Consider the following 23,728-nt stretch of genomic DNA (forward strand, 5'->3'; position numbering starts at 1 on the left):
GCGCGATCCTCTTCGAGGGCTTCGCTAACGAGCCGCAAGACGCAGTGAGGTGAAAAAAGCTTCCTGCTCTCTTGGCATCGAACCGGGGCCCAATACGAGTCTCAAGTTAAGCAATTTTTGATGCAAAACTAAAAACTCTCTCACTGCCATCAGCCACATCCATCGGCGGTAGCTTGTTCGGCCGCAGTCCCCTAATTGCCCTATGCTCGATCGTAATTTATGTCTTCAAATTCTCCCTCTTCTTGGCACACCGTAGCAATTGACAAAACTCTCCAGCAGCTAAGCAGCAACAAAGACGCTGGCTTGAGCAGCCAACAGGTGTCAGAACGCTTGCAGCAATACGGCACCAACGAACTAGAAGAAACAGGAGGCCGCAGTTCTTGGTCGATTTTTGTCGATCAGTTCACCAACATCATGTTGATAATGCTGATGGGTGTGGCCGTGGTTTCTGGATTCTTGGACATCCAGTCGAATACTTTTCCCAAAGATGCGATCGCCATTTTTGCGATCGTAGTGCTCAACGGCATTCTCGGCTATTTCCAAGAGAAAAGTGCTGAAAAAGCCCTCGCAGCCCTCAAAAACCTCTCTTCTCCCCTAGTCAGAGTCCTGCGGGATGGCAAAACTTTGGAAATAGCAGCCAAGGAACTCGTACCCGGAGACGTGATGCTGTTAGAGGCTGGGGTAAAAATAGCTGCCGACGGACGCTTGATCGAAGCTTCCAACCTGCAAGTGAGAGAATCTGCTTTGACGGGAGAAGCGATCGCAGCTACCAAGCAAGCTAATCTCGAACTTCCCGAAGATGCTTCCTTGGGCGATCGGCTCAACCTAATTTTTCAGGGCACAGAAGTTGTTCAGGGACGCGCTAAGGCGATCGTCACCAACACCGGAATGCAAACTGAAATTGGCAAAATTGCCGCCATGCTTCAGTCAGTAGAAACCGAACCGACTCCCCTCCAACAGCGGATGGGACAGTTAGGAAATGTTCTAGTTTCCGGTGCCCTAGCCTTAGTCGCAGTTGTTGTCATTGGCGGCATGATCACCTTCAAGAACGGCGGCATCGGGTTCGATACCAGCAGGTTTCCAGAACTGTTAAAAGTTTCTCTCAGCATGGCTGTGGCTGTGGTTCCCGAAGGACTTGCCGCAGTTGTGACAGTTACTTTGGCACTCGGAACTAGGCGGATGGTGAAGCGAAACGCCCTAATTCGTAAACTGCCAGCAGTAGAGACTTTGGGCTCGGTAACAACTATTTGTTCCGACAAAACAGGCACTCTGACCCAAAATAAAATGGTAGTGCAGCTCGTGTCTACAGGCGACTGCACTGTCGCCGTCGGAGGCGACGGCTATGCCCCGATCGGAGATTTTACCGATCGCCATACCTCGGCCCAAATTACTAATTTAGAAGAATATCCAGAACTCGAATCTTTATTAATTGCCTGTGCAGTTTGCAACGACGCAGTATTGCAGCAAGAACAGCAAGAATGGAAGATTTTGGGCGACCCCACAGAAGGAGCTCTGCTGTCTTTAGCCGGAAAAGCAGGCATTTATAAGGAACAACAGTCTCAATGGCTGCAACGCACGGCGGAATTTCCTTTTTCTTCCGAACGCAAGCGGATGAGCGTGATTTGCGAAGTGCCGGGACATTCGGGACATTCGGGATTTCCAGCAGTTGAAGGACAGCAGCAGAATTATTTGATGCTGACCAAAGGTTCTCCAGAGTTGACTTTGGAGCGCTGCAAAGGCATTATAGTCGGCGATCGAGTACAACCTTTAACTCAGGAAATGCGCGATCGTATCCTCGTCGAAAACAACAACATGGCAAGCGGCGGTTTGCGAGTCCTGGGGTTTGCATACAAAATCTGGGAAAACGTGCCGCCCGAAGGTTCCGAGGAAACCAGCGAACAAGAGATGATTTGGCTGGGACTCGTTAGTATGCTGGATGCGCCGCGCCCGGAAGTGCGCGAAGCCGTGGTGAAATGCCGCGATGCAGGCATTCGGGTGGTGATGATTACAGGAGATCACCAGTTGACGGCAAAAGCGATCGCCTATGACTTAGGAATTGCCACAGAGGGCGATCGAGTTCTCACCGGTCAAGAATTAGAAAAGCTCAGCCAAGAAGAACTCAAACAGCAAGTCGAACAGGTTAGCGTTTACGCCCGCGTCTCTCCCGAACACAAATTACGCATTGTCCAAGCTTTGCAAAGCTGGGGCAAATTTGTAGCGATGACGGGCGACGGAGTTAACGACGCGCCCGCTTTGAAACAAGCCGATATCGGCATCGCAATGGGGATTACCGGCACCGATGTCAGCAAAGAAGCTAGCGATATGGTGCTCCTCGACGACAACTTCGCAACTATTGTCGCCGCCGCTGAAGAAGGCCGAGTGGTTTATACCAACATTCGCCGCTTTATTAAATACATTTTGGGCAGTAATATTGGCGAAGTTTTGACAATTGCCGCTGCACCTTTAATGGGTTTGGGAGGAGTGCCGCTAACTCCGCTGCAAATTTTGTGGATGAACTTAGTCACAGATGGTGTTCCCGCTTTGGCCTTGGCCGTGGAACCTGCCGAACCGAACGTGATGAAAAAGGCTCCTTTCAGTCCGCGAGAAAGTATTTTTGCGCGGGGTTTGGGTTCTTATATGATTCGGATCGGGATTATTTTTGCGATTTTGACGATCGCCATGATGTCCTGGGCTTACGGATATACTCACGCTCCGGGACACAGGAATCCAGAGGCTTGGAAAACAATGGTGTTTACAACACTGTGTTTAGCACAAATGGGGCACGCGATCGCAATTCGCTCTAATACTCAGCTAACTATCGAGTTAGACCCCCGCACTAATGTTTTTGTTTGGGGAGCTGTGATTGTTACTACTGGTTTGCAATTGATGTTGATTTATGTTCCGCCGCTGAGAGCATTTTTCGGTACTCACTATTTGACGCCTTTTGAGTTACTGGTTTGCTTCGGTTTCAGTGCCCTGATGTTTGTCTGGATTGAAATGGAAAAACTGTTTGTGCGTTTGTACAAAGCTCGAAAGTAGTATTGTTAGCCGATATTTGGTTTGTAGTGAGGACTTTAGTCCGCAAAGTCAGAGGAATAAAGTCCTCACTACAATAGGTAAGGTGCGCAATGCGCACCCTACGATGACTGTATTACAATAACCAATAACTAATAACTAATAACCAATAACTAATAACCAATAACTAATATTATGTATTTGAAAACACTGCACCTACGGCAGTTTCGGAACTACTTCGATCAAAAGGTAGCGTTTGACGCTCCCAAAACAATTTTAGTAGGAAATAACGCCCAAGGAAAATCTAACTTGTTAGAAGCGGTAGAGTTGCTTTCCACCTTAAAAAGCCACAGAGTATCGCGCGATCGCGATTTAATCCTCGACTCAAAGCCGATCGCCCAAATAGATGCTACACTCGAACGTCAAACCGGAGCGATCGACTTATCGTTAACACTGCGCCAAGCGGCGCGCCGCACCCTGAAGCTCAACGGCGAACCGCTGCGTCGCCATTTAGACTTCTTGAGCGTCATCAATGTGGTACAGTTTTCCTGTTTGGATTTAGACTTAGTGCGCGGCGGCCCCGAAGGAAGGCGCAATTGGATCGATCGGCTAGTCATCCAATTAGAGCCGATTTACGCTCATATTTTGCAGCAATACAACCAAATTTTGCGCCAGCGAAATGCTCTGTTAAAACGTTCTAAAGCAATCAGGAAAGCCGAATTTTCCGAGACTTTTGACAAAATGCGATTTATCGGATCTGAAACTCCCGAAGACCAAAATATCGCAGAATTCCCAATGCCCAATGCCCAATGCCCAATGCCCAATGCCCAATCCCCCATTCCCAGTTCAGAATTAGCTTTGTGGGACGCGCAATTGGCGACAGCGGGGGCTCGCGTGATCCGCAGGCGCGATCGAATTTTGGAGCGATTGATGCCTTTAGCTCGAAATTGGCACGGTTCAATTAGCGGTTCAACAGAAGTTTTAGATGTCAAATACGATGCTAATATTGAAGTAAGCTCGGAATTAATCGGTAAAGACAATCTCGAAGGAGTGCGGCAAGCATTTTTAGAGAAAATTCAGCAAAGGGCGATCGCAGAACAGTTTCAAGGAACCACCTTAGTCGGCCCGCACCGCGACGACATTACATTTACAATTAACAATACCCCAGCCCGTCAATACGCCTCCCAAGGCCAGCAGCGAACCCTCGTATTAGCATTAAAACTAGCCGAATTGCAGCTTATAGAAGAAGTCGTCGGCGAAGCACCGTTACTATTGCTCGACGACGTACTTGCAGAACTCGATTTAAGCCGCCAAAATCAACTTTTAGAAACAATTCAAGAACGATTTCAAACTCTGATTACTACCACTCACCTAGGGGCTTTTGACAGTCAGTGGCTGCGGCAAACCCAAATTCTCTCCGTGGCTTCCGGACAAATTAATCAAGTTTAGATTTGAGTGTTAATATTAATAAATTATATTATGTCCGCTTACTTAGTCCTCATAAAAACAGTTTGTAGTGAGGACTAAAGTCCTCTGACGGATGCGGACTAAAGTCCTCACTACGAACCAATTTGATTGCGATCATTCGAGCCGATATGATATCAATCCATGTGAGATTGACAAATTTTACTTTTCATGGTATTGCTGCAAAAAATAATGAAAATTTGACATTATTAGCTCAATTCGAGATAGGATAAAGGTTAATTTTGATTGCCGCTTTCGCTTCCATTTTTCTAACCCTTATGAAGCATTACATTTCCCGTCTGTTAGCGCTGGTATTAGTTGTTGTCATCGGCGTAGCGGGCTGTACCAATGTTCCGGCCACTCTCAGCGGAGACTATGGCCAAGACACATTAGCATTAGTGAAGAGCTTGAGAACAGCGCTCACTTTGCCAGATGGCGCGCCGGAAAAAGCAGCCGCTCAAGCCGCTGCTCGCACAAGTATCAATGATTTTTTCGCAGCATACCGCCGCGATCCCGCTCTTACCAAGCTGGCATCTTTCACGACAATGCGGACTGCATTAAACTCTTTGGCAGGACATTATAGTTCCTATCCCAACCGTCCCGTTCCTGAAAAGTTGAAAAAGCGTCTTGAGTCAGAATTTCAGCAGGTAGAATCTGCTCTCACCAGAGGATCTTAATCTCAAACTTTAGGGATAAAGGATAATTTTTAATAATTCATCTTTCATCCTTGATATTTGAGTGTTAACAATTTTTAGTAGAAATATCAACTGTTTTTAGCGCCCGCTCTACCCAGGCGCTTTTTTTGCGGCATTTAGATAAGACGGCGGTTTCAACCGCGCCCGTCTTATCCTTATTCGATCGCACACGCTCTAAATAGCCGCTCCAACTGAATTTGCATTGTGCGATCGACTTGTGCCATAACTAGGTCAACCAAAAAACAGTAGAAATTTGTAGGTGTGCGTCTGGGCGATCGGCAATCCGGCGATCGCCACCCAATTAAAACTAGAAAACCAAATTTAATTATCCCATGAAAATTGCACCAACTCGCATCGCGAACTTTCAACACCAGCGACGCTTTTTAAGTGCGGTAACTGCTGTTTTAACCAGTAGCTTCATCAGCCAGCTTATTTGGCCGTTTATCGAAAATCAACCAGCCTTTGCCGAAACATCAGCCTATTGCCAATTATCCAAAGAGCAGGTAAACCAAAAAGAAGACTTGCGCCGCGCCGCCCTGTCAGGAAAACCGGAATCTCAGCAAGCATATTTTGCAGTTTTGAGCAAACACGCCCGGGAAATAGCAGAATGTCGCCAAAAAACTTGGCCCGAAACCCAAGCTGTTTGGCTGCGCTTGTATCCCTGCGATGTCAGACCCGGAGAAATCGATCGCGTATTAGACAAAGTTGTGAATAAAGGCTACAATCAAGTCTATGTCGAAGTGTTTTATGACGGTCAAGTGCTACTTCCGGCGGCAGACAATCCAACTGCTTGGCCTGCGGTTGTGAGAAATCGCGGCTACGAAAAATATGATTTGTTGGAAAAGGCGATCGCCAAAGGCAAACAGCGAGGATTAAAAGTATACGCCTGGTTATTTACCATGAACTTTGGCTATACATATTCTCAGCGTTCCGACAGACAGCAAACCCTCGCCGTCAACGGCAAAAATCAGACAAGTTTAACAGTAATTCAAGACGCGGGTTTAGACGACCAAACCGGAGAAAGTCACGCCACCCACGCCTTTGTCGATCCCTACAATCTGCAAGCAAGACAAGACTATGCTTTGTTAGTAAATCAAATAGTCAAGCGGAAGCCCCAAGGAATGTTATTCGACTACATTCGCTATGTACGGGGCGTCGGGCCAGCTTCAGTTGCTACCAAAGTTCAAGACTTGTGGATTTACGGCACAGCATCGCAGCAAATGCTTTTGCAGCGGGCTAACAATCAGCAAGGACGAGATTTAATTCAGCGATATTTGACCAAAGGATTTATCAATACTAATGACGTTCAAGCAGTAGTCAAACAGTATCCAACCGAGCAAGAACCTCTTTGGCAGGGGCGAATTCCGCAACCTGTTCCGCTAGCAACTCCAGTTTCTAAGGGGAATGCCACATCAAAAGCAGCTTCAATAACTCCCGCTACAAAATCACCAAATGCTGCAACTCCCACACCAACACCAACACGGCCACTTCCCGATACTGGCATCCTGCAAAAAGACCTCTGGCAACTGAGCGTTGCTCACGCAGTCCAAGGAATTTTAGATTTTTTCGGAATGGCAACTCAACCAGCTCAAAGAATGGGAATTCCTGTAGGAGCGGTGTTTTTTCCTAATGGAAACCAAAAGATAAATCAAGGGGGATTTGATTCGAGATTACAGCCTTGGGATAGGTTTCCGGCTGGTGTAGAATTCCATGCAATGTCTTACGGAAATTGTGGGGATGTAAGCTGCATTGTGCCGCAGGTACAGCGGACAGTTAGTTTAGCGCCTCCGGGAGCAAAAATCATTCCTGCGATTGCCGGAGATTGGGGGAAATCTCTAAAAAATCGGCCGTCTTTGGAAATTCAAATGCGGGCAATTCGCTCTGCAACGCCGCAAATTAATGCGGTGAGTCATTTTTCTTTTGGGTGGCAAGAAGTGGAGGATGAAAGGGCGCGGCAAACTTGCCGGTTGTAGGAATATTATTTGTAGAGACGCGACGAATTGCGTCTCTATAAAGTAGCCTTTGGAAAAGAAGCTAACTGTTGGACAAACTCTTGATGTGCGTCACTGTTTAATCCGGCTTGAAGAGTTGCGATCGCACTTGGCATATCTCCATCTACAAGTGCTGATACTGCCAGCCACAACCCCGGAAAAACTCTGCTGCGGATAATTCCTTCAGCATCGGGGAGCAGAGAAATATATTCTTCTTCCTGCAAGGAAAACCAATCGATTCGGCGATTCATTACTTGCCAAACTAAATATTCTTTGACTCCATTGCGGCGGTAAACTCGCTTTTTGTCGCGCAGATCGATCGTAGCGGTACTCGCAGAAATTTCGGCAACAAATTCGGGTGCGCCTTCGATATAGCCGTCATCGCTAAGGCAAGTTTGGCCGCCGCGTTGAGCATCAATTAGCAGTACAGCATCGGGTTGGGGTTCGTTATCTACGTCGAGACGCACGGTGGGATTATCGCCCAGACGCACGCCGGGAGTAGCAATTTTGTAAGTCCACAGCCACCCCATTAAATCGGCGTGGGGTTCGGCGTGGGGTTCAAAGCGTAAGGGTGAAGCCATATAAACAATTCCTTCAATTAATTCTGCTTTTTTGAGTGCGGGCATGGCTGTATAGCGCCGCTCGAATTCTGCACGGCTGAGCAAATCGCCATTTTCTAAAGGGGGAATCGTGATGCGGCTGAGATTTGCCGGAGCAATCATGGCTTTTCTCCTGTGATGATGCGTTGCTATCTTGGATTTTAACTAATTTTAGATAAAGTTGTAAACGATAATTAGATAGTTGACAGCAAATAACAGTTAATGATCACCAAATTTACTAAAAAATCGTGGATTAAAACCGCTATAGTTATCGGATCGATCGCCCTAATTTTGCTATCATCAGAAAATCGACAAACTCTCAATTCAAATTCGTTAGCGCAGCCCGTCCCTACGGCGGCTACACCAATCAAGAGAATCGCCCAAATCCCCCCTTTTTGCAATCCCCCGCCCAATCTCCTGAAACCGCCCAAACCCCAAATACCCGCTTCTCCCCCCGCAACTCCGACTCCGAAACCCGCCCAACAACCTTTAGTCTTCGCGCCACAGGCGCAATTTCGCAGCCAAATTGTTTATCAAGCAAATATCAGCGACTCCAAAGTTATCGCCCTGACATTTGATGATGGCCCAACTGCGGAAACTTTGAAAATATTACAAGTTTTAGAGAAACATAATGCGGTAGCTACATTTTTCTGTTTGGGTGCAAATTTGCGAGAGTATCCAGAAATAGCGAAGCAAGTAGTAAAAGCGGGAAATGCGATCGGCAATCATACTTGGCATCATTACTATCATAATGTTACCGAAAAAACAGCATCGGATGAAATAGATAATACTGGGGTTCATATTTATCGATCGACTGGCGCGAAAAGTTTGTTGTTTCGTCCTCCCGGTGGCCGATTAAATAACGGTTTCGCAGATTATGCTAAAAAGAAAAATTATGCAGTTGTCATGTGGTCGATCGACCCCAAAGACTTTTCGCAACCTCCGGCGGCTGCGATCGCCCGCAGCGTGCTGTCAAGAGCGACATCGGGGGCGATCGTATTGTTGCATGACGGTGGTGGCGATCGCCAGCAAACAGTCGAGGCCGTCTCTGTAATCATTCCCAAACTCAAACAGCAGGGATATAGTTTTGTCACCGTGCCGCAATTGTTGCAAATGCAAGCAGCCCAAAAACAGCAAACTGCCGACCAGAAACCTAAATAAATTACGCTGCATACAAGTTGTGAAATGTCAAAAAATATCTGTATAAATACCAAAATGCAGAAAAACTGCTGTAGAATAGGATTATAGTTATATAAAAATAAAACAATGACACAAACACTCGCAGCTAAAGATATAAACATTCGCTACTTGATAGACAACTTCGGTCTTCAGCTAGCAGAAGATGAGGAATTTCTTCGAGAATTTCAAGAAGATTTACCAGAAATCACTGACTTAGAAAAACAATTGCTAGATCTGCTAAAAGCCGGATTTATCAATTTACTTACATATCCGCCCTTACTGGAAAATGTCGTTAAACTGTCAGTAGTGGGGCCGCTGTTGTTTATTGCCGGCTTTTATCTGTCTCCTTTTCAGGTAAAAGCTGAAAAATCAATTCAAATTCAAGAAGAAGATGATGGTGTAATCATCGAAGGCAGACTAGATGTTTTACTTTTAAAAGACCAATTTTGGGTAATGGTAATTGAGTCAAAGAAAGCAGCTTTTTCGATTGAAGAAGGACTGGGACAACTCCTGGCTTATATGTGGGCTAGTCCTTATCCAGAAAAACCTACTTTTGGGATGATTACTACTGGCGGTAACTTTATTTTTCTTAAGTTGGTTAGAGGGGAAACTCCACGTTATGCTTTGTCAGAGCAATTTTCAATTCGTAGACGCGACAATGAACTGTACAGTGTTTTGCAGATATTCAAACGCCTGAGTCAACTAGCTTAAAATAGTAAATTGTGGTGCAAATTATGGTACAAAAACTTCAACCAAGAGAGATCAACCTCCGCTATTTAATCGATAACTTCGGCTTACAGCGAGTTCGGAAAAATGATTTATTCCCAGAATGGCAAGAAAATTTGCCGGAAGTAACAGACACAGAAAAACAATTGCTCGATCGCGTTCAAGATATCTACTACAACTTGGTAGACTCCCCGCCTTTGTTAGAAAATGCAGTCAAACTGGCGATTATCAGCCCCATTTTGTTTATTGCCGGTCTGTATGAGTCTCCTTTTCAACTTAAAGCCGAAAAGTCGATCGCCATTCAAGAAGAAGACGAAGGCAGAATCATCGAAGGCAGAATAGACATTCTCATCTTGAAAAAAGACTTTTGGGTAACAGTAATTGAATCAAAACAACTTTCTTTCTCAACTGACGCAGCACTTGCCCAACTCCTGACATATATGCTGGCAGATCCCCATCCCCAAACTCCCACTTTTGGGATGATTGCCACAGGGGCTAACTTCATTTTTGTCAAGTTAGTCAGAGGGGAAACTCCAGAGTTCGCCTTATCTCCAGAATTTGTAATCCGCAATCCAGGCAATGAATTGTACCGCGTCTTGCAGATTTTAAAACGCCTGAGTCAATTACCAGACTAGCAATAAAAGCCATTTTGAGTTATCTTTCAAAGCAGACAATATCTAATATCTCAAATTTGAAACTGGTGCGAGCATGGTAAATTACTGGATAGTCGGCGCTGTGGGAATAGCTTCTGTCTTTTGGGCAGAAATCATCCGAGACTTTTATCACGTCGCGTCTCATTATGTGCCGCCTTTGCAAAAGCTGCACAATTGGCATCACCGGGTTTTCCGCCCGAATTTGACTGCTGTCAGCGAGACAATTTACAAGCAAGCACACTGGCGTCACGACGTGCCCGAAGGTGGGGCGATGTTGGTTTTGGGCTTGTTGCTGTGGGTTTTAGCTTATTTTTGGCTGCCGCAATATCACTGGGGCGCAGCAGCGGGTTGTATTTATACTTTAGGCTTTTTGTTGAGCGCGATCGCCCGCGCGTGTGGAATCAAAGGCGCAGACGAATTAACCGACATCACCCACCAACCGGGAAACTTCCAGACTATCCCCGGTAACTGGTTCGTTAATAAACCTTATCATTGGCGGCACCACTTCGACAATCAAAATGCTTACTATTGCGGTACTTTCACCTTAATAGATAAACTTATGGGTACAGCACTTTCTCTCAAAGGCAAAACTGTCGCCGTCACCGGTGCATCGGGAACATTAGGGCGTTTGCTTCTGAAACACCTGCACAAAGCTGGTGCAAAAGTTATCGCCCTCTCGTCTGGAAATGAGGAAATTACTTTGAATGTAGACGGCGAGATTTTGCCTGTAAAAACCGTAACTTGGCACGCTGGCGAAGAGGCAGATTTAGCCAAATTGTTAGAAAAAATTGATATTCTGGTGATCAATCACGGGATTAATGTACAGGGAGAAAGAACCGGAGAGGCGATCGCAAACTCATACGAAATTAACACTTTTTCCGCGTGGCGGCTGATGGAACTCTTTTTCTTAACAGTCCGTACTAACGAAAACATCGCTTGCAAAGAAGTCTGGATCAACACTTCAGAAGCAGAAGTGATTCCCGCTGTCAGTCCCCTGTACGAACTCAGCAAACGCGCCTTGGGAGATTTAGTCACCCTGCGCAGGCTGGATGCGCCCTGTATCGTGCGTAAACTGATTTTAGGGCCGTTCAAAAGCAACTTAAACCCGATCGGCATTATGTCTCCTGACTGGGTAGCGCAGCAAATTGTCAAACAAGCTAAAGCTGATGTCCGCAATATCATCGTCACAATCAATCCTTTGACTTTGATTGTTTTCCCAGTCAAAGAATTCTTTGTTTCTTTGTATTTCCAACTCTTTAGTCGCAAGGCGATTTCAGAGGTTAAAGCAGCGGCGGTATCGGCAAAATCCAGCGTTGAAGCTAAGATTAATTGACACACGAGAAACCCATAATACCGGGCGGTTGGAAACCGCGGCGACACAGACAAAACCCGCCTCCGCGGGTTGAACACAGACCGTTAAAATTACGTTATTTTATTCAGTCCGCGGAGGCGGACATCGTTTGTATAGTCGCGGTTTCAACCGCCGAGTTTCAACCGCCGAGTTTCAACCGCCGACTCTTATCTAATTACTAACCTCTGCCATTTCAATGACGCGGCCGTCATAATCCTTGACCAAGAAATTCAGCGGCTTTTCCCGGCGAATTTTATAACTAATCCCCCGAGTTTGTACCCTCATCAATAGCTGATCCAAACAATCGCGATCGAAACAAACATGACGTTCGCGATTTTTTTCGCCTACACCAGCCCCGCTAATAATGTGCAGTTGAGTATTTTTCATCAACTGATACCACAAGCCCTCGGGATTTGCCATCGTTTGAGTGCTCGTTCCCCTCCCGACATTCGGCGACAAATACAGGGGATCGATACCATTTGTCCCCAAGGTTTGCTCGTAATTGTAGTAGTAGTGCAGTGGCACTTCTGCTACGGGGAGGCTGAGCATACCTTCATAGAACTCCCTGGCTTGCGCGAGATCCGATACCATCACGGTGTGTACCTTCGGAGCACTGGTGAGAAACATCCACATCGCCCCCGCATAGGCGGCCAGCAGCATCACCATAATCCCTTGAGTCGAAAACAAGCTGTCCAGGGGCAAGTCGGGCAAAAAGGAGCTCAAGTATAAAGGCCGAAGTCCAAAAGCAATAAAACTAACTGCTAGAGTCATGAATTATAAGAAAGGGTAAACAACGAAATTTAGGAAGATTCCACTCGCGATCGCCCGCGAGACTTAAACTATTAGCTTGGCATCTAATATAGCAAAAACTAGCGGTTAAGCCCTACCCGATGAAAGTCTTTGTCTACGGCACTCTCAAGCCGGGGGAGTGCAACTACCTGCGCTACTGCGAGGGAAAGGTTGTGGATGCTTGTCCCGCGATCGCCCGCGGTCAACTTTTTGCACTGCCGATCGGCTATCCTGCGATGGTGGCCGGAGATGGTACTATCTGCGGTTTTCTCCTCTGTTTTGCAAATTCCGCTATTTTGGACGATTTAGACCGACTGGAAGACTACGATCCGCTGCGGGAACCTGCACAAAACGAATATCAGCGGCAGTCCATCGAAATTTGCGATCGACAGCTCAAATCTCTGGGCCAGGCTTGGGCATACTTGATGTTACCCGATCGCGTGCGTGCTCTAGGAGGCATCTGGCTGCCCGATGGGACGTGGGAAAATAGGTTTTTCACAAAATAAGTCGTTAGTGCAGATTAGCTTGGTAAATTGCGATCGCACCGCAATTTAGCCAGCGAACCTGTAACCGTAACCGCTGTTCCCTACTGCGACACCGACGTTTGTCCGGCGCCTCCTGAGAATTACTAGAAATTAATGGCGTTGGTGTTTGCACAATACATAGAGGTTGAGCGCAAATCGAATGATTTTCCCGATCTCTGAGGGAGGAGATGCTGCGGGGGAAAATCATCCGATTTGCCGATCGACTATTGGTCAATTATCCATCCGCGAATCAGTTCGTTTACCTGTTCTGGTACTTCGTCGTGGGGACAGTGACCGGCTTTGATAAAGTGTTCGGTCAACTGCGGATAGTGTTTGCGAAATTTGGCGCTTCTGTCTGTAGAATTCATCCAGGGGTCGCCTTCTCCCCACAGCATTAGCAGCGGGCAGTTTAATTGACTCAGCAATACGTCGATTTTTTCGCCTTGGGGCGTCCGGAATACGGAGGCGAATACTTTGGGCGCACCCGGATCGCAGGATGGTTGGTAAATTTCTTCTACTAATTGGTCTGTGACGGCGCTTTGGTCGAGATAAACTTTTTCTAAGGTTTTCCGAATGGTCGATCGCTGGCGCACGTATTGGAACAGCAGAAAACTTGCCCAATCTTGCTGAAATAAGGTTTTAGCTACGGCAGATATGGCTTTTTGCAAGGGCGGGGCTTCGGGTGCGGGCTGGGGTTCGCTGAAGGGGCCGGCGCTGTTGATTAAGATCAGTCCGGCGGCGGATTCGGGGCGCCCTGCTGCTACGCACAAGGCTGCGTAGCCTCCGAGGGAGTTGCCGGCTAGTACGGCGGGCCGGCCGATGATGGTGGTGATGAAGTCGTGGAGTTGGTCGCGCCAGAGGTCGCCGCTGTACTGGATTTCGGGTTTTGCCGATCGCCCGAATCCCAAAAGGTCGATCGCCCACACTTCAAAGTCTTTGCTCAGCCCGCTGATATTTTTGCGCCAGTGGTCTGTGGATGCTCCAAAACCGTGAATTAACAGCAGGGGAGGGCGTTCGGGATGTCGATCGCTAGATCGCACGTAGTATACTGAATGCCCCCGCCACTGCCAGTATGTGCCCGCGATCGGGGCTGCGGTGGTTTGCATAATGTAAAGAAATAAGTATTTACTTTAACTATTGTATCGTGGCGTTTAAATTTATTAAATTTGGCAAAGGCGCCAGGGTTTGGTCAGCAAGGGATACGTCAATTTTGGCGAGTTGGGCGATCGCACTCAGGTAAAATAAGTTTTGTAACAAATATTGATTTGGTAAAGGCCGCAGCAGTGGGTTCTCAGTGTGCGATCGGTATTTGGGAAATATATCGGGCATTGGCGGCAACACACCTAGGTATGATAAGTGCGATCTTTGGGGACAATTAGGAGTTGTGGGCGATCGGCCCTCATCTGGGGCGGCGAGGGTGGAGTCCCCTTGGCGAGCAGTCAAGGGATCGACTTTTTAATAGATATTTCCGCTCTTTTCAAGGTGGGGATCGTTTTGTAGCGAGGTGTTGACGGCTGGGGAGGCAGCGGGCACAGCGAAGCTGCGGTAGCAAAAGCTGAGAGCAAAAATCAGGCTGCTGATAGCAGTTATAAATAAAATTACTGGTGCTTCTGGGCATTCGTTTCTGAGAATCACAGAATATTTTCTGAGGTTCTCTGCTTTTCTTAACGGCTTTAATACTCTAAGATAGAAGTAGAGCTGTGCCGCTCAATTAATTAGCATTTTGAATACTAGGGAGCCAACTATGCAGGGTGTGAAGTTGATCCACCTGAAAGTTAGGGAGTTTTCTGAGTGATTGCTATTTCAGCCCGTCCGGTCGGACGCAATTGGATTACGATTAGCTTCGCTTCTACCCTATACCTTTGTCCTATTTTGGATCTGCTCCTAGCAGAGGTTCCGGCTCACTGGCAAGCCGAATTGCGGTTGGGGCTTCAAGAAGCTTTGGTAAATGCTGCTAAGCATGGAAACAAGTTAGACCCCGGTAAAACTGTTGGAGTCCGTTTTTCGATCGTCCAAAACCAATACTGGTGGGTGATATCGGATGAAGGTTCTGGCTTTAAAGCCCCTTGCGGTTGTGACCTTTATAGCGATAATTGCGACAGTCTCATAGCAGAGGATGTTGCAGATAACTCTGCACTACCCCATGTTGAACAAGAATGCGGTAGGGGGCTGTTTATTCTTTACCAAATATTCGATCGGGTAGAGTGGAATGCTCAAGGTACAGAGTTAAGGCTGTGCAAAGAACTTCCCAGTCGCTACCGACTGCCGCGCTTGCGCTAGAACCGATATTTTCCAGCATTTTTCACGGATCAGCGAGAGCTGCCTATTTTTTCGTGACCGCGGGGAACCGGGAATGGAGAATTTGCAGGCTCTGGCTATTGATAGTTGATGATAATGCAAAATGTGAGTTTTGAGTAAGAAAAGTATAAAATCTTTTTTAACTCCCCATCGCGCTGCTCGATCGAGCGGCGCGATTGTCTAAGTTGTGAATGACTAATCAAATATTTAACTCAATACTCAAAATTATTTGCCGTGGGTGGGACAGGGAGGAGCAGAAATCGATCCATCCAGCCATCCTGCTGCTTGTTTTAAGCGCGGGAGAGCTTCTTCTGGCTGTTTTTTGAGCAAAAAGACCAAAGCGGCCGAGGCTTGCTCTCCGGCGCGCGCAGAACGGTTGGCTTTGAGGCGGTGCCAATCTTTTTCGGAAATGGCGAGGCGGGCTGCTAGGGCTTGGGCTAGTTCTACTGTGCTAAGCTCGTTGAGGTTGACAGTTTGGGTTGTTTGTGTAGTTTCAAGCATAGATGGCAATTATAGCGATTTGGTTAGGGTTTTTGAATTTGAAAAATATACTGCATATAATAACAACTTAATTGGAAATTGGTTTTTTTTAAGTATTGTCAGGTTTGCAGATCGAAATGCCTCAACAGCCGTCAGAGTTAAATCGGGAAGAGTCAGAAAATGAGTTGGTGGAGGCGATCGCAGCAGTGGAGCGATCGCTCGCGGCAGTCAAAGAGCGTTACACTCAAATTCAGGTCGATCGACAGCGCCAAGCCGAACTCGGCCATCGCCGCGAAGATGTGCGCCAGTCTCTGCGCCAAAATCGACTGCCGCAACTCAAGCAAGAATTGCGGGAAATTGAGCAAGAATTGGAAACGATCGAGTTAAATTTAGAAAGCAGCCTGTTTTCTTGGGGAAGCATCAAACAACCTTTTTGGCAAGCAGTTCGCTTTGGGGGACTCGGCATTTTGCTTGGTTGGATGTTGAAATCCTATGCGGGATAGTTTTGGATTTTTTTTACCGCAGAGGGCGCAGAGGGCGCAGAGGAAGAGAAAACAGAGATATAGTGCAAAATATTAAATAAACGGGAGTGGATATGACTAATCAACGAATTGCAGCAATTTTGCGCGCGGGGGAACCCGATCAAACTGTAACAGTTCAAGGCTGGGTTCGTACTAAGCGCGAATTAAAAGAATTTGCCTTTGTCGAAGTCAACGACGGTTCGGCGATGGCTAACTTGCAAGTAGTTATAAATTCCGATTTGCCTGATTTTGAAAATGTACTCAAACAAATCAATACAGGTGCATCTTTAGAAGTGTCGGGAGTGCTGGTAGCGTCTCCGGCGAAAGGACAGCGCATTGAGTTGAAAGCTTTACAAGTACAAGTTTACGGTGAAGCAGACCCGCAAACTTATCCGCTGCAAAAAAAGCGCCATTCATTAGAATTCTTGCGGACAATCGCGCATTTGCGGCCGCGCACAAACACCCACGGCGCTGTTTTTCGAGTCCGCAATGCTTGTTCGGCGGCGGTACACCAATTTTTTCAAGAACGCGGCTTTTTGTGGGTTCACACTCCGATTCTTGCTGCTAGCGATTGCGAAGGTGCGGGGGAAATGTTCGCCGTTACTAACTTTGATTTAAAGAATGTACCGCGCACTGATTCGCAAGAGGTTGATTATGCGAAAGACTTTTTTGGCAAGCGCGCTTATTTAACAGTTAGCGGTCAGTTGGAAGCGGAAGTTATGGCGCTGGCTTTCGGCAATGTTTACACTTTTGGCCCGACTTTCCGAGCCGAAAATTCTAATACTTCGCGGCATTTAGCTGAGTTTTGGATGATTGAGCCGGAGATGGCTTTCTGCGATTTGCAGGGAAATATGGATTTGGCTGAGGCGTTTTTAAAGTACATTTTTAAGTTTGTTTTGGAGCATTGCCCGGAAGATATGGAGTTTTTCAATGAGCGCATTGATAAGACAGTTTTGGCGACTGCTGAAAATATTATTAACAATCAGTTTGAGCGGATTACTTACACGGAGGCGATCGCACTTTTGGAAAAAGCCGACAAAAAGTTTGATTTTCCGGTAAGCTGGGGCTTGGATTTGCAGTCGGAACACGAGCGCTATTTGGCTGAGGAGTTGTTTAAAAAGCCGACGATTGTCAGCGATTATCCCGTCGGGATTAAAGCATTTTATATGCGTTTAAGCGATGACGAGAAAACCGTGCGAGCAATGGATGTTTTGGCTCCGAATATTGGGGAAATTATCGGCGGTTCGCAGCGGGAAGAACGGCTGGATGTGTTGGAGCGGCGCATGGACGCACAGGGTATGAATAAGGAGGAGTTGTGGTGGTATTTGGATTTGCGCCGCTACGGTACTGTACCTCATGCTGGCTTTGGTTTGGGCTTTGAACGGTTGGTGCAGTTTATGACGGGAATGGGCAATATTCGGGATGTAATTCCGTTTCCGAGAGCGCCTTTGACTATTGATTTTTAGCGGTAAACTGTAGGGAAACGGCAATGTCAATTAGTGTCAACTTAAGCCTAAAACCATTGATAAATCTCGTTTATTGCCTAGGCCAGATCCCCCTAAATCCCCCTTAAGAAGGGGGACTTTGAGAAGATTCTTGTCCCCCCCTTGTTAAGGGGGGCTAGGGGGGATCTAGCCTTGGTCGCCAAACAGCCGTCTCTGACTATGCTTGAGCTTAAGTTGACACGTTTTGGGCAATGCCGTTTCCCTACGCTTTTTCAATCTAAAATCTAAACTCTAAAATTTAAAATGGTATGTAGCTAATGGTACTTCAAATCCCATCCAGTTCTAAAGCATTAACTATCACCTGGGAACCCCTACCAGCCGACTTTGTTTTACCGGACGATCCTGTGGAAAATATTCAACAACCGTCGCTTGCTGCTGCTCTCACCGATGCTCTGGGAGCCGCTGGATCGATCGCTCCCATCGCCCTGATCGGTTCCAATTTTGGACTGGTAGCGACGGTAAATAAGCAGACTGTAGTCAAAGCACCGGATTGGTTTTTCGTGCCGCAAGTGCATCGAGTTGCAGAGGGCACGATTCGCCGCAGTTACACGCCGAATCTGGAGGGTGCGCCGGTATCGGTGGTGATGGAGTTTTTGTCTAATGAGGATTACAGCGAATTGTCTGTGCGATCGACTCCTCCCTACGGCAAGCTCTACTTCTACGAACAGATTCTGCAAGTGCCCACCTATGTGACTTATGACCCCTACGAGCCCAAGCTGGAAGTGCGGTATCTGCTAAATGGAGCCTATGAAACGCAGGCTGCTGATGCGTCAGGACGGGTGCGGATTCCAGAGTTGGATTTGTGGCTGGGGATTTGGTCGGGGGAACGGCTGGGACAAACTATTAACTGGCTGCGCTGGTGGGATTCGCAGGGAAATTTGCTGCTGTGGAGTTCGGAACAAGCGGAATATGAACGGCTGCGGGCGGAACGCGAACGTCAGCGGGCGGATTTATTGGCGGCTAAGTTGCGGGAGTTGGGTGTTGATATCGATCGGCTGACGTGATTCGGGCGATCGGGGAAATCGCGACTCCATCCAAATTGACCATACGGCGCTTCAAACCCAGCATTACTGCTTGAAGGCGATCGGGTTCAAATTGGTATTATAGGGCGATCGCTTACCAACTCAGCATTAATTAGATCAGCCAGATCAGGGGAAAGAAAGAAGTCGGGAAATAGTAAAGTCTCTAAATAGTGAAAATTGATGCCATAAAGTTTTTTGATGTCTTTGATTTGTCCAATAATCTGCTCCTTATTGATACTATGATTGCTTTTGATTCCCACAATCATTATATTCTTACTCGTATGTTCAGCAGATATAAACTCAAAAACCTTAGTTTTGTAGCCAGACAATTCAAGTAGAAGTGCCCTTAATCCATCAGTCACTATTTCCGATTGCCTCTCCAGCAAAATGCCAGACTTCAGCAGATCCTTCAAAACCATATTCGGATGAATCTGTTTCCTAACTTGCTTGTGGCAGCATGGTGCTAGGATGATTAAAGAAGAATCAGACTGTATCCCTTTATAAATTGCATCATCTGTTGCAGTATCGCACGCATGAAGTGCGATGGTTATGTCTGATTTTTCTGCGCTATAGTTACTGATGTTTCCTTGGTTAAAATGTAACCTTTCAAAATTAACTGATTGGGCAACAGAGTTACAAAAATCTACTAAATGTATTCTGCTTTCTATACCGATAACTGATGCTTCTTTGTCTAAAATATTGTTCAAAAAATCATATATTGCGAAGGTTAAGTATCCCTTGCCTGAACCCATGTCAACTACAGAGATATGACTCTTCCCTGCCAATCCTGATGATTCAAGTAAGCCATGTATGATTTCAACAAACTTATTTATCTGTCTGAACTTATCTTCCATCGTTTTTACGACATTACCTTGACTATTGGTAATGCCTAATGCTCTGAGATATACATTATTTTGGGATTCAATATACCGTTTCTTCCTGTGATCGTGTTCCTGCGGATTCGTATCAACAGGATTGGTAAAAGTGGGCTTAATAAAATTAATTTTAGGATTCTGACTTTTACCATATTCAAGTTGAACATCTTGCTTGATAGAGAATAATCTAATACTCATAAAGTCACTGCCAATCAGGGTTTTGATTAAATCTACTCCTTCTTCGATTGGGTAATTTTTGACTATTTCCTTAGTTTTGTAGCCATAGGTAAAAGAAAGTTTTATGCTTGATTTAAATTGTACGATTCTCACAATAATTTTAGTTAAACCGTCTTCTCCTCCTCTATATTTTCCTAAAGTTAATCTGATAAATTCTTGACTTTCTATACTAGAATCTAGAATTAACTCGAATTGCTCTTGCGTGTTGATATTCATTATATTATTCAGTAGCCGTAGGGTTCGCCATCGAAGATTTACAAATTAGATCCACAATCTCACAGTGACGCACCACACAATAGTCTGGTGCGTCACACGAATCATCGATTAAGTCGCCGACGGAATTGTGATATCAACAGATTGCACTTTTACCGAAGTTCCCAAACTCGATAATGGCGGTTGAATCCCCGCAGTATTTCCCACTACTAATGTTACCAAATTCTCCGGTTTCAAGTAAGTCTGAGCTACGCGCTGCACGTCAGCAATTGTGGCTGCTTCGATGCTGCGGCGGTAGCGAAAAATGAAATCTTCAGGATAACCGTAGTATTCGTAGCGCATTAGTCTGGACAAAGTTTGACTGGGATTTTCAAATTTGAAGATGAAAGAATTCAGGGTGGAATCTTTAGCAAAAGCTAATTCTTCGGCGGTAATTGCTTCGGTGCGGATACGATCGATCTCAGCGCGAATTGCCTTGATAAACGGTACTGTCGCGTCCGATCGCGTTTGCCCTCCAGCCACAAACACCCCAGGATAGTCAAATCTCGGACTCCAAGAGGCGTATACCGTGTAGGCTAAGCCTTGGCGCGATCGCACATTATTGAACAAACGCCCGCCAAAACCGTTCATAACCCCATTCATCACGTCCAAAGCACCGTAATCAGGACTGTTGAGCATTCCGCCCAAATGTCCCATCTGCACGTAACTTTGACTCAATTGCGGCTGATCTACCAAAAATATGCCGCCTTGATTTGCGGGCGATACCGTTGGTAGCGCAGGCATTTCTGCACTCTGCGTCGGTTGCCAATTGCCGAATTTTTGCTCAACGAGCGATCGCATTTTAGCAGTATCAAAATCGCCAGAAATACCCAAAATCATATTCTTGGGGTGGAAATACTTCTGGTAGAAACCCACCAAATCATCGCGGGAAATATTGGCGAGAGTCTTGTATTCTACCGTGCGCGCGTAAGGACTGCGATCGCCATAAATTAACTTTTGAAACTCGCGGCCAGTAATACCGTTAGGATCGTCATTCCGGCGGGCGATCCCACCTTGCTCTTGATTCCTCGCTAAATCGAACTTTTCGTTAGCAAAAATTGGCTCCCGAATCACTTCCGCAAACAAGTCAAAAACGGGTTCTAAATCTTCAGCTAAAGCACTAAAATTAGCGTTCCCAGAAGTAACATCAATCCCCGTTTCTACCGAAGCAGCACGCTGTTCTAGCAACTGATTTAGTTCATCAGCCGTATGCCGACTCGTGCCGCCAGTTCGCATCACTTCTCCCGTCAAAGTTCCCAAGCCAATTTTATCAGCAGGTTCAAAACGATCGCCCGTGCGAAATAGCGCCGTCCCCCCAACTAACGGGAGTTCTCTATCTTCCATTAGATACACGCGAATGCCATTTTTCAGCTCAAATCGAGTGTATTTAGGCAGTTTAATTTCTGCCAGCGCCGGGAATTTTAATTCGTCATAGTGTTTGGGCCCAGCCGCTAACGAAGGTAACAAATTAAATGTGCCAAGTGAAACAGTAAAAAAGCAAAGCGACAGCAGAAATAACTTTACTTTCTTCAGTTTCAATTTAGTCCTTTTCATTCTTTCTCCTAAGTTTCATTTGTTGACAATTCAACGAGGCAGAGCCTCTGGATCTGCGTTCCCAGGCAGAGCCTGGAAACGAGCAAATCTCGCTTTTAACTGGTTCCCTGGCTCTGCCTGGGAACGAGTAAATCTCGCTTTTGTCCGAGGCCAGATCCCCCTAAATCCCCCGGATAGTCGGGGGACTTTGAGAATACTCCTGTCCCCCCCTTGCTTTCGGGGGGCTAGGGGGGATCTAGGCCTAATCGCTAGACAGAAAATCGGCACTAGGTTTCAGCTTAAGTTGACACCAATGACCAATGACTAATGACCAATGACTTCTTTACAGCGGCAAAAGCTTACCAATTGTTTTATTTTCCGGGCGGAAAGTTGCCTGAGAAACACGTTGAATATCAGCAGGAGCAACAGCCGCGATCGCATCCAACTCCTTAAACAAATTTTTCCACGAACCAGTTTTCACTTGATAATCCAGCAGCGAAAATGCCATGCCCATATTAGAATTGAGCGATCGCAATAAACCCGCTCTCGCCTGAGTTTTCACCCGCTCCAACTCCAAAGCAGACACCGGCTCAGTTTTTAGGCGATCGATTTCCTTACTCAAAGCCACCGCTACCTCATCAACAGTCTTACCCGGAGCAGTTTGAGCATAAAATAACATCAAATTCGGGTACTTTTCCCCCGGATAACCACTGAAACCTTGAGCAGCCAGCGCCAACTGCTGTTGCTCTACCAAAGACTTATAAAGCCGAGAAGTGCGGCCACTGCTGAGCAAAGAACCAATGATTTCATAAACCGCATTGTCGGGATGATTCATCGCCGGCCTGTGGTATCCTTCCAAATACCAAGGTTGAGTTTTTAACTTCAGCGTGACTTCCTTAGTTTGCGTTTGGGGAGGCTCCACAATTTGCAATTCAGGAGGCGCTGGTTTCGCCTTGTAGCGGCCGAAATAAATTTGAGCGAGACGCTTCACCTCCGCAGCTTTCACGTCTCCTACAACCGCCACAGTCAGTTTGCTGGGGATGTAATGGCTATCAAAAAAAGTCTGCACCTGGCTGCGCGTGAGGTTCTTAATGTCTTCAGTGTAGCCAATTACCGGGCGGCGGTAAGGATGAACAGAGAAAGCTTTGTCAGCAAAAACTTCGACCATTTGCCCGATCGCCGAATTCTCAGTTCGCAGTCGGCGTTCTTCTAAAATTACCTGTTTTTCCTTATAAAATTCCCGAAAAACAGGTTCTAGAAATCGCTCCGATTCCATAGACATCCACAGTTCTAATTTGTTAGCTGGTAAGCTATAAAAATACATTGTAGCATCGATAGAAGTAGCGGCATTTAGTCCGACTCCGCCTGCTTGTTCGACTATTTTGCCGAATTCGTTGCGCTTGACAAATTGCAATGCTTCGGCTTCAACCTTGTCAAATTCTGCTTTGAATTTAGCGACTTCTTCAGTTTTGCCGCTCGCCTTCGCTGCTTGCATTTGCTCGAAGAGTTGGTCTTGTTTTTCTAGCAGCGGTTTTTCCGCTTTGTAGTCGGTAGTGCCGATTTTTGGCGTACCTTTAAAGGCTAAATGTTCGAGATAGTGCGCGACTCCGGTTTGGCCCTCGGGTTCGTTGGCGCCTCCCACGTCAGCGTGAATCAAAAACGATGCTACGGGGGATCTGGGCCTTTCGAGCACCACGAATGTCATGCCGTTGTCGAGCTTAAATTCCGTGACTTGCTTGATTACTCGATCGAGCGACGGTTGAACAGACACTGCTTGGGAGCCGTTAGCGGGGTTCTCGCGGGCGAGGGCGATTTCGGGTGAAATCCCCCACCACAGCAGTACAGCGGCGAGCAGGGAGGCGATGAATCGAGTTTTGCGGGGCGATTCCCTAGGGGATAGCTTCGCCGCGCGTGGTTTTTGGAACTGCGGAGTCATTCGATTTTAGATTTTAGATTTTAGATTTTGGATTGTCAAACAAAAAAATGTTTGCGCTCAATGCCAGGGATTCTTTCTTAAGG

Annotated in this window: 22 protein-coding genes; 13 read left to right on the top strand and 9 right to left on the bottom strand. The window is 46.5% G+C overall.

Annotated elements, in window-relative coordinates; translation table 11 throughout:
- Positions 1-219: 219 nt before the first annotated feature.
- The 4 genes from QUB68_RS15020 to QUB68_RS15035 all read left to right on the top strand — a co-directional run bounded on the left by QUB68_RS15020 (position 220) and on the right by QUB68_RS15035 (position 7,147).
- Positions 220-3,039, top strand: a complete 2,820-nt coding sequence (locus tag QUB68_RS15020; protein WP_332993732.1) for a cation-translocating P-type ATPase — start codon at positions 220-222, stop codon at positions 3,037-3,039.
- A gap of 171 nt (positions 3,040-3,210) precedes the next feature.
- Positions 3,211-4,464 carry a DNA replication/repair protein RecF gene (locus QUB68_RS15025; protein WP_332993734.1) on the top strand — a complete coding sequence of 418 codons (1,254 nt, stop codon included), beginning with the start codon at positions 3,211-3,213 and terminating at the stop codon, positions 4,462-4,464.
- Positions 4,465-4,757: 293 nt separating this feature from the next.
- On the top strand, positions 4,758-5,156 hold the full coding sequence (gene psb27 / locus QUB68_RS15030) for a photosystem II protein Psb27 (protein WP_332993735.1): 399 nt from the start codon (positions 4,758-4,760) through the stop codon (positions 5,154-5,156).
- A gap of 350 nt (positions 5,157-5,506) precedes the next feature.
- Entirely contained in the window at positions 5,507-7,147 is a 1,641-nt protein-coding gene (locus tag QUB68_RS15035) for a hypothetical protein (protein ID WP_332993738.1), read from the top strand.
- A gap of 35 nt (positions 7,148-7,182) precedes the next feature.
- Here the strand turns inward: QUB68_RS15035 and QUB68_RS15040 are convergent, their stop codons facing one another.
- Positions 7,183-7,887, bottom strand: coding sequence for a Uma2 family endonuclease (locus QUB68_RS15040; protein ID WP_332993741.1), 705 nt, complete (start codon positions 7,885-7,887; stop codon positions 7,183-7,185).
- 99 nt (positions 7,888-7,986) lie between these two features.
- Between QUB68_RS15040 and QUB68_RS15045 the strand changes: the two genes are divergently transcribed.
- The 4 genes from QUB68_RS15045 (at position 7,987) to QUB68_RS15060 (ending at position 11,655) form a co-directional block, all read left to right on the top strand.
- Positions 7,987-8,925 (top strand): polysaccharide deacetylase family protein, encoded by a 939-nt coding sequence (locus tag QUB68_RS15045; protein WP_332993743.1) that lies wholly within the window; start codon positions 7,987-7,989, stop codon positions 8,923-8,925.
- Between the two features lie 105 nt (positions 8,926-9,030).
- Positions 9,031-9,654, top strand: coding sequence for a restriction endonuclease subunit R (locus QUB68_RS15050; RefSeq protein WP_332993746.1), 624 nt, complete (start codon positions 9,031-9,033; stop codon positions 9,652-9,654).
- A gap of 23 nt (positions 9,655-9,677) precedes the next feature.
- Positions 9,678-10,304, top strand: a complete 627-nt coding sequence (locus tag QUB68_RS15055; protein WP_332993749.1) for a restriction endonuclease subunit R — start codon at positions 9,678-9,680, stop codon at positions 10,302-10,304.
- A gap of 73 nt (positions 10,305-10,377) precedes the next feature.
- Positions 10,378-11,655 (top strand): bifunctional sterol desaturase/short chain dehydrogenase, encoded by a 1,278-nt coding sequence (locus QUB68_RS15060; protein WP_332993751.1) that lies wholly within the window; start codon positions 10,378-10,380, stop codon positions 11,653-11,655.
- A 189-nt stretch (positions 11,656-11,844) separates the two neighbouring features.
- Here QUB68_RS15060 and QUB68_RS15065 read toward each other — a convergent pair whose 3' ends face one another.
- Complete coding sequence (locus tag QUB68_RS15065; RefSeq protein WP_332993753.1) at positions 11,845-12,444, bottom strand: glyoxalase-like domain protein; 600 nt, start codon at positions 12,442-12,444, stop codon at positions 11,845-11,847.
- Positions 12,445-12,563: 119 nt separating this feature from the next.
- On the opposite strand from QUB68_RS15065, the gene QUB68_RS15070 reads away from it, so the two are divergent.
- Positions 12,564-12,968, top strand: coding sequence for a gamma-glutamylcyclotransferase family protein (locus QUB68_RS15070; protein ID WP_332993755.1), 405 nt, complete (start codon positions 12,564-12,566; stop codon positions 12,966-12,968).
- A 4-nt stretch (positions 12,969-12,972) separates the two neighbouring features.
- On the opposite strand, the gene QUB68_RS15075 is transcribed toward QUB68_RS15070, so the two are convergent.
- From QUB68_RS15075 to QUB68_RS15085, 3 genes are read right to left on the bottom strand one after another with little or no spacing between them, the layout of a single operon-like run.
- Positions 12,973-13,221 (bottom strand): hypothetical protein, encoded by a 249-nt coding sequence (locus QUB68_RS15075; RefSeq protein WP_332993757.1) that lies wholly within the window; start codon positions 13,219-13,221, stop codon positions 12,973-12,975.
- Positions 13,211-14,092 (bottom strand): alpha/beta fold hydrolase, encoded by an 882-nt coding sequence (locus QUB68_RS15080; protein ID WP_332993760.1) that lies wholly within the window; start codon positions 14,090-14,092, stop codon positions 13,211-13,213. Before QUB68_RS15080 ends, QUB68_RS15075 begins: the two co-directional genes overlap by 11 nt.
- A 28-nt stretch (positions 14,093-14,120) precedes the next feature.
- Entirely contained in the window at positions 14,121-14,429 is a 309-nt protein-coding gene (locus tag QUB68_RS15085) for a hypothetical protein (RefSeq protein ID WP_332993763.1), read from the bottom strand.
- A 348-nt stretch (positions 14,430-14,777) separates the two neighbouring features.
- Between QUB68_RS15085 and QUB68_RS15090 the strand changes: the two genes are divergently transcribed.
- Complete coding sequence (locus tag QUB68_RS15090; RefSeq protein WP_332993764.1) at positions 14,778-15,266, top strand: ATP-binding protein; 489 nt, start codon at positions 14,778-14,780, stop codon at positions 15,264-15,266.
- Between the two features lie 243 nt (positions 15,267-15,509).
- Here QUB68_RS15090 and QUB68_RS15095 read toward each other — a convergent pair whose 3' ends face one another.
- On the bottom strand, positions 15,510-15,785 hold the full coding sequence (locus QUB68_RS15095; protein ID WP_332993766.1) for a DUF6439 family protein: 276 nt from the start codon (positions 15,783-15,785) through the stop codon (positions 15,510-15,512).
- A gap of 116 nt (positions 15,786-15,901) precedes the next feature.
- Between QUB68_RS15095 and QUB68_RS15100 the strand changes: the two genes are divergently transcribed.
- The 3 genes from QUB68_RS15100 (at position 15,902) to QUB68_RS15110 (ending at position 18,794) form a co-directional block, all read left to right on the top strand.
- Positions 15,902-16,267, top strand: coding sequence for a DUF2203 domain-containing protein (locus tag QUB68_RS15100; protein ID WP_332993768.1), 366 nt, complete (start codon positions 15,902-15,904; stop codon positions 16,265-16,267).
- 92 nt (positions 16,268-16,359) lie between these two features.
- Positions 16,360-17,751: an asparagine--tRNA ligase gene (asnS, locus tag QUB68_RS15105; protein WP_332993771.1), complete on the top strand. Its 1,392-nt coding sequence runs from the start codon at positions 16,360-16,362 to the stop codon at positions 17,749-17,751.
- Between the two features lie 296 nt (positions 17,752-18,047).
- Complete coding sequence (locus tag QUB68_RS15110) at positions 18,048-18,794, top strand: Uma2 family endonuclease (protein WP_332993773.1); 747 nt, start codon at positions 18,048-18,050, stop codon at positions 18,792-18,794.
- A gap of 86 nt (positions 18,795-18,880) precedes the next feature.
- On the opposite strand, the gene QUB68_RS15115 is transcribed toward QUB68_RS15110, so the two are convergent.
- The 3 genes from QUB68_RS15115 to QUB68_RS15125 form a co-directional block, all read right to left on the bottom strand.
- Positions 18,881-20,140 (bottom strand): class I SAM-dependent methyltransferase, encoded by a 1,260-nt coding sequence (locus tag QUB68_RS15115; protein WP_332993775.1) that lies wholly within the window; start codon positions 20,138-20,140, stop codon positions 18,881-18,883.
- 108 nt (positions 20,141-20,248) lie between these two features.
- Positions 20,249-21,730, bottom strand: coding sequence for a M16 family metallopeptidase (locus QUB68_RS15120; protein WP_332993778.1), 1,482 nt, complete (start codon positions 21,728-21,730; stop codon positions 20,249-20,251).
- A gap of 322 nt (positions 21,731-22,052) precedes the next feature.
- Positions 22,053-23,645, bottom strand: coding sequence for a M16 family metallopeptidase (locus QUB68_RS15125; RefSeq protein ID WP_332993780.1), 1,593 nt, complete (start codon positions 23,643-23,645; stop codon positions 22,053-22,055).
- Positions 23,646-23,728: the final 83 nt, after the last annotated feature.

The sequence above is a fragment of the Microcoleus sp. A006_D1 genome (assembly GCF_036702805.1).
In the GTDB taxonomy this organism is placed as follows: Bacteria; Cyanobacteriota; Cyanobacteriia; order Cyanobacteriales; family Microcoleaceae; genus Microcoleus.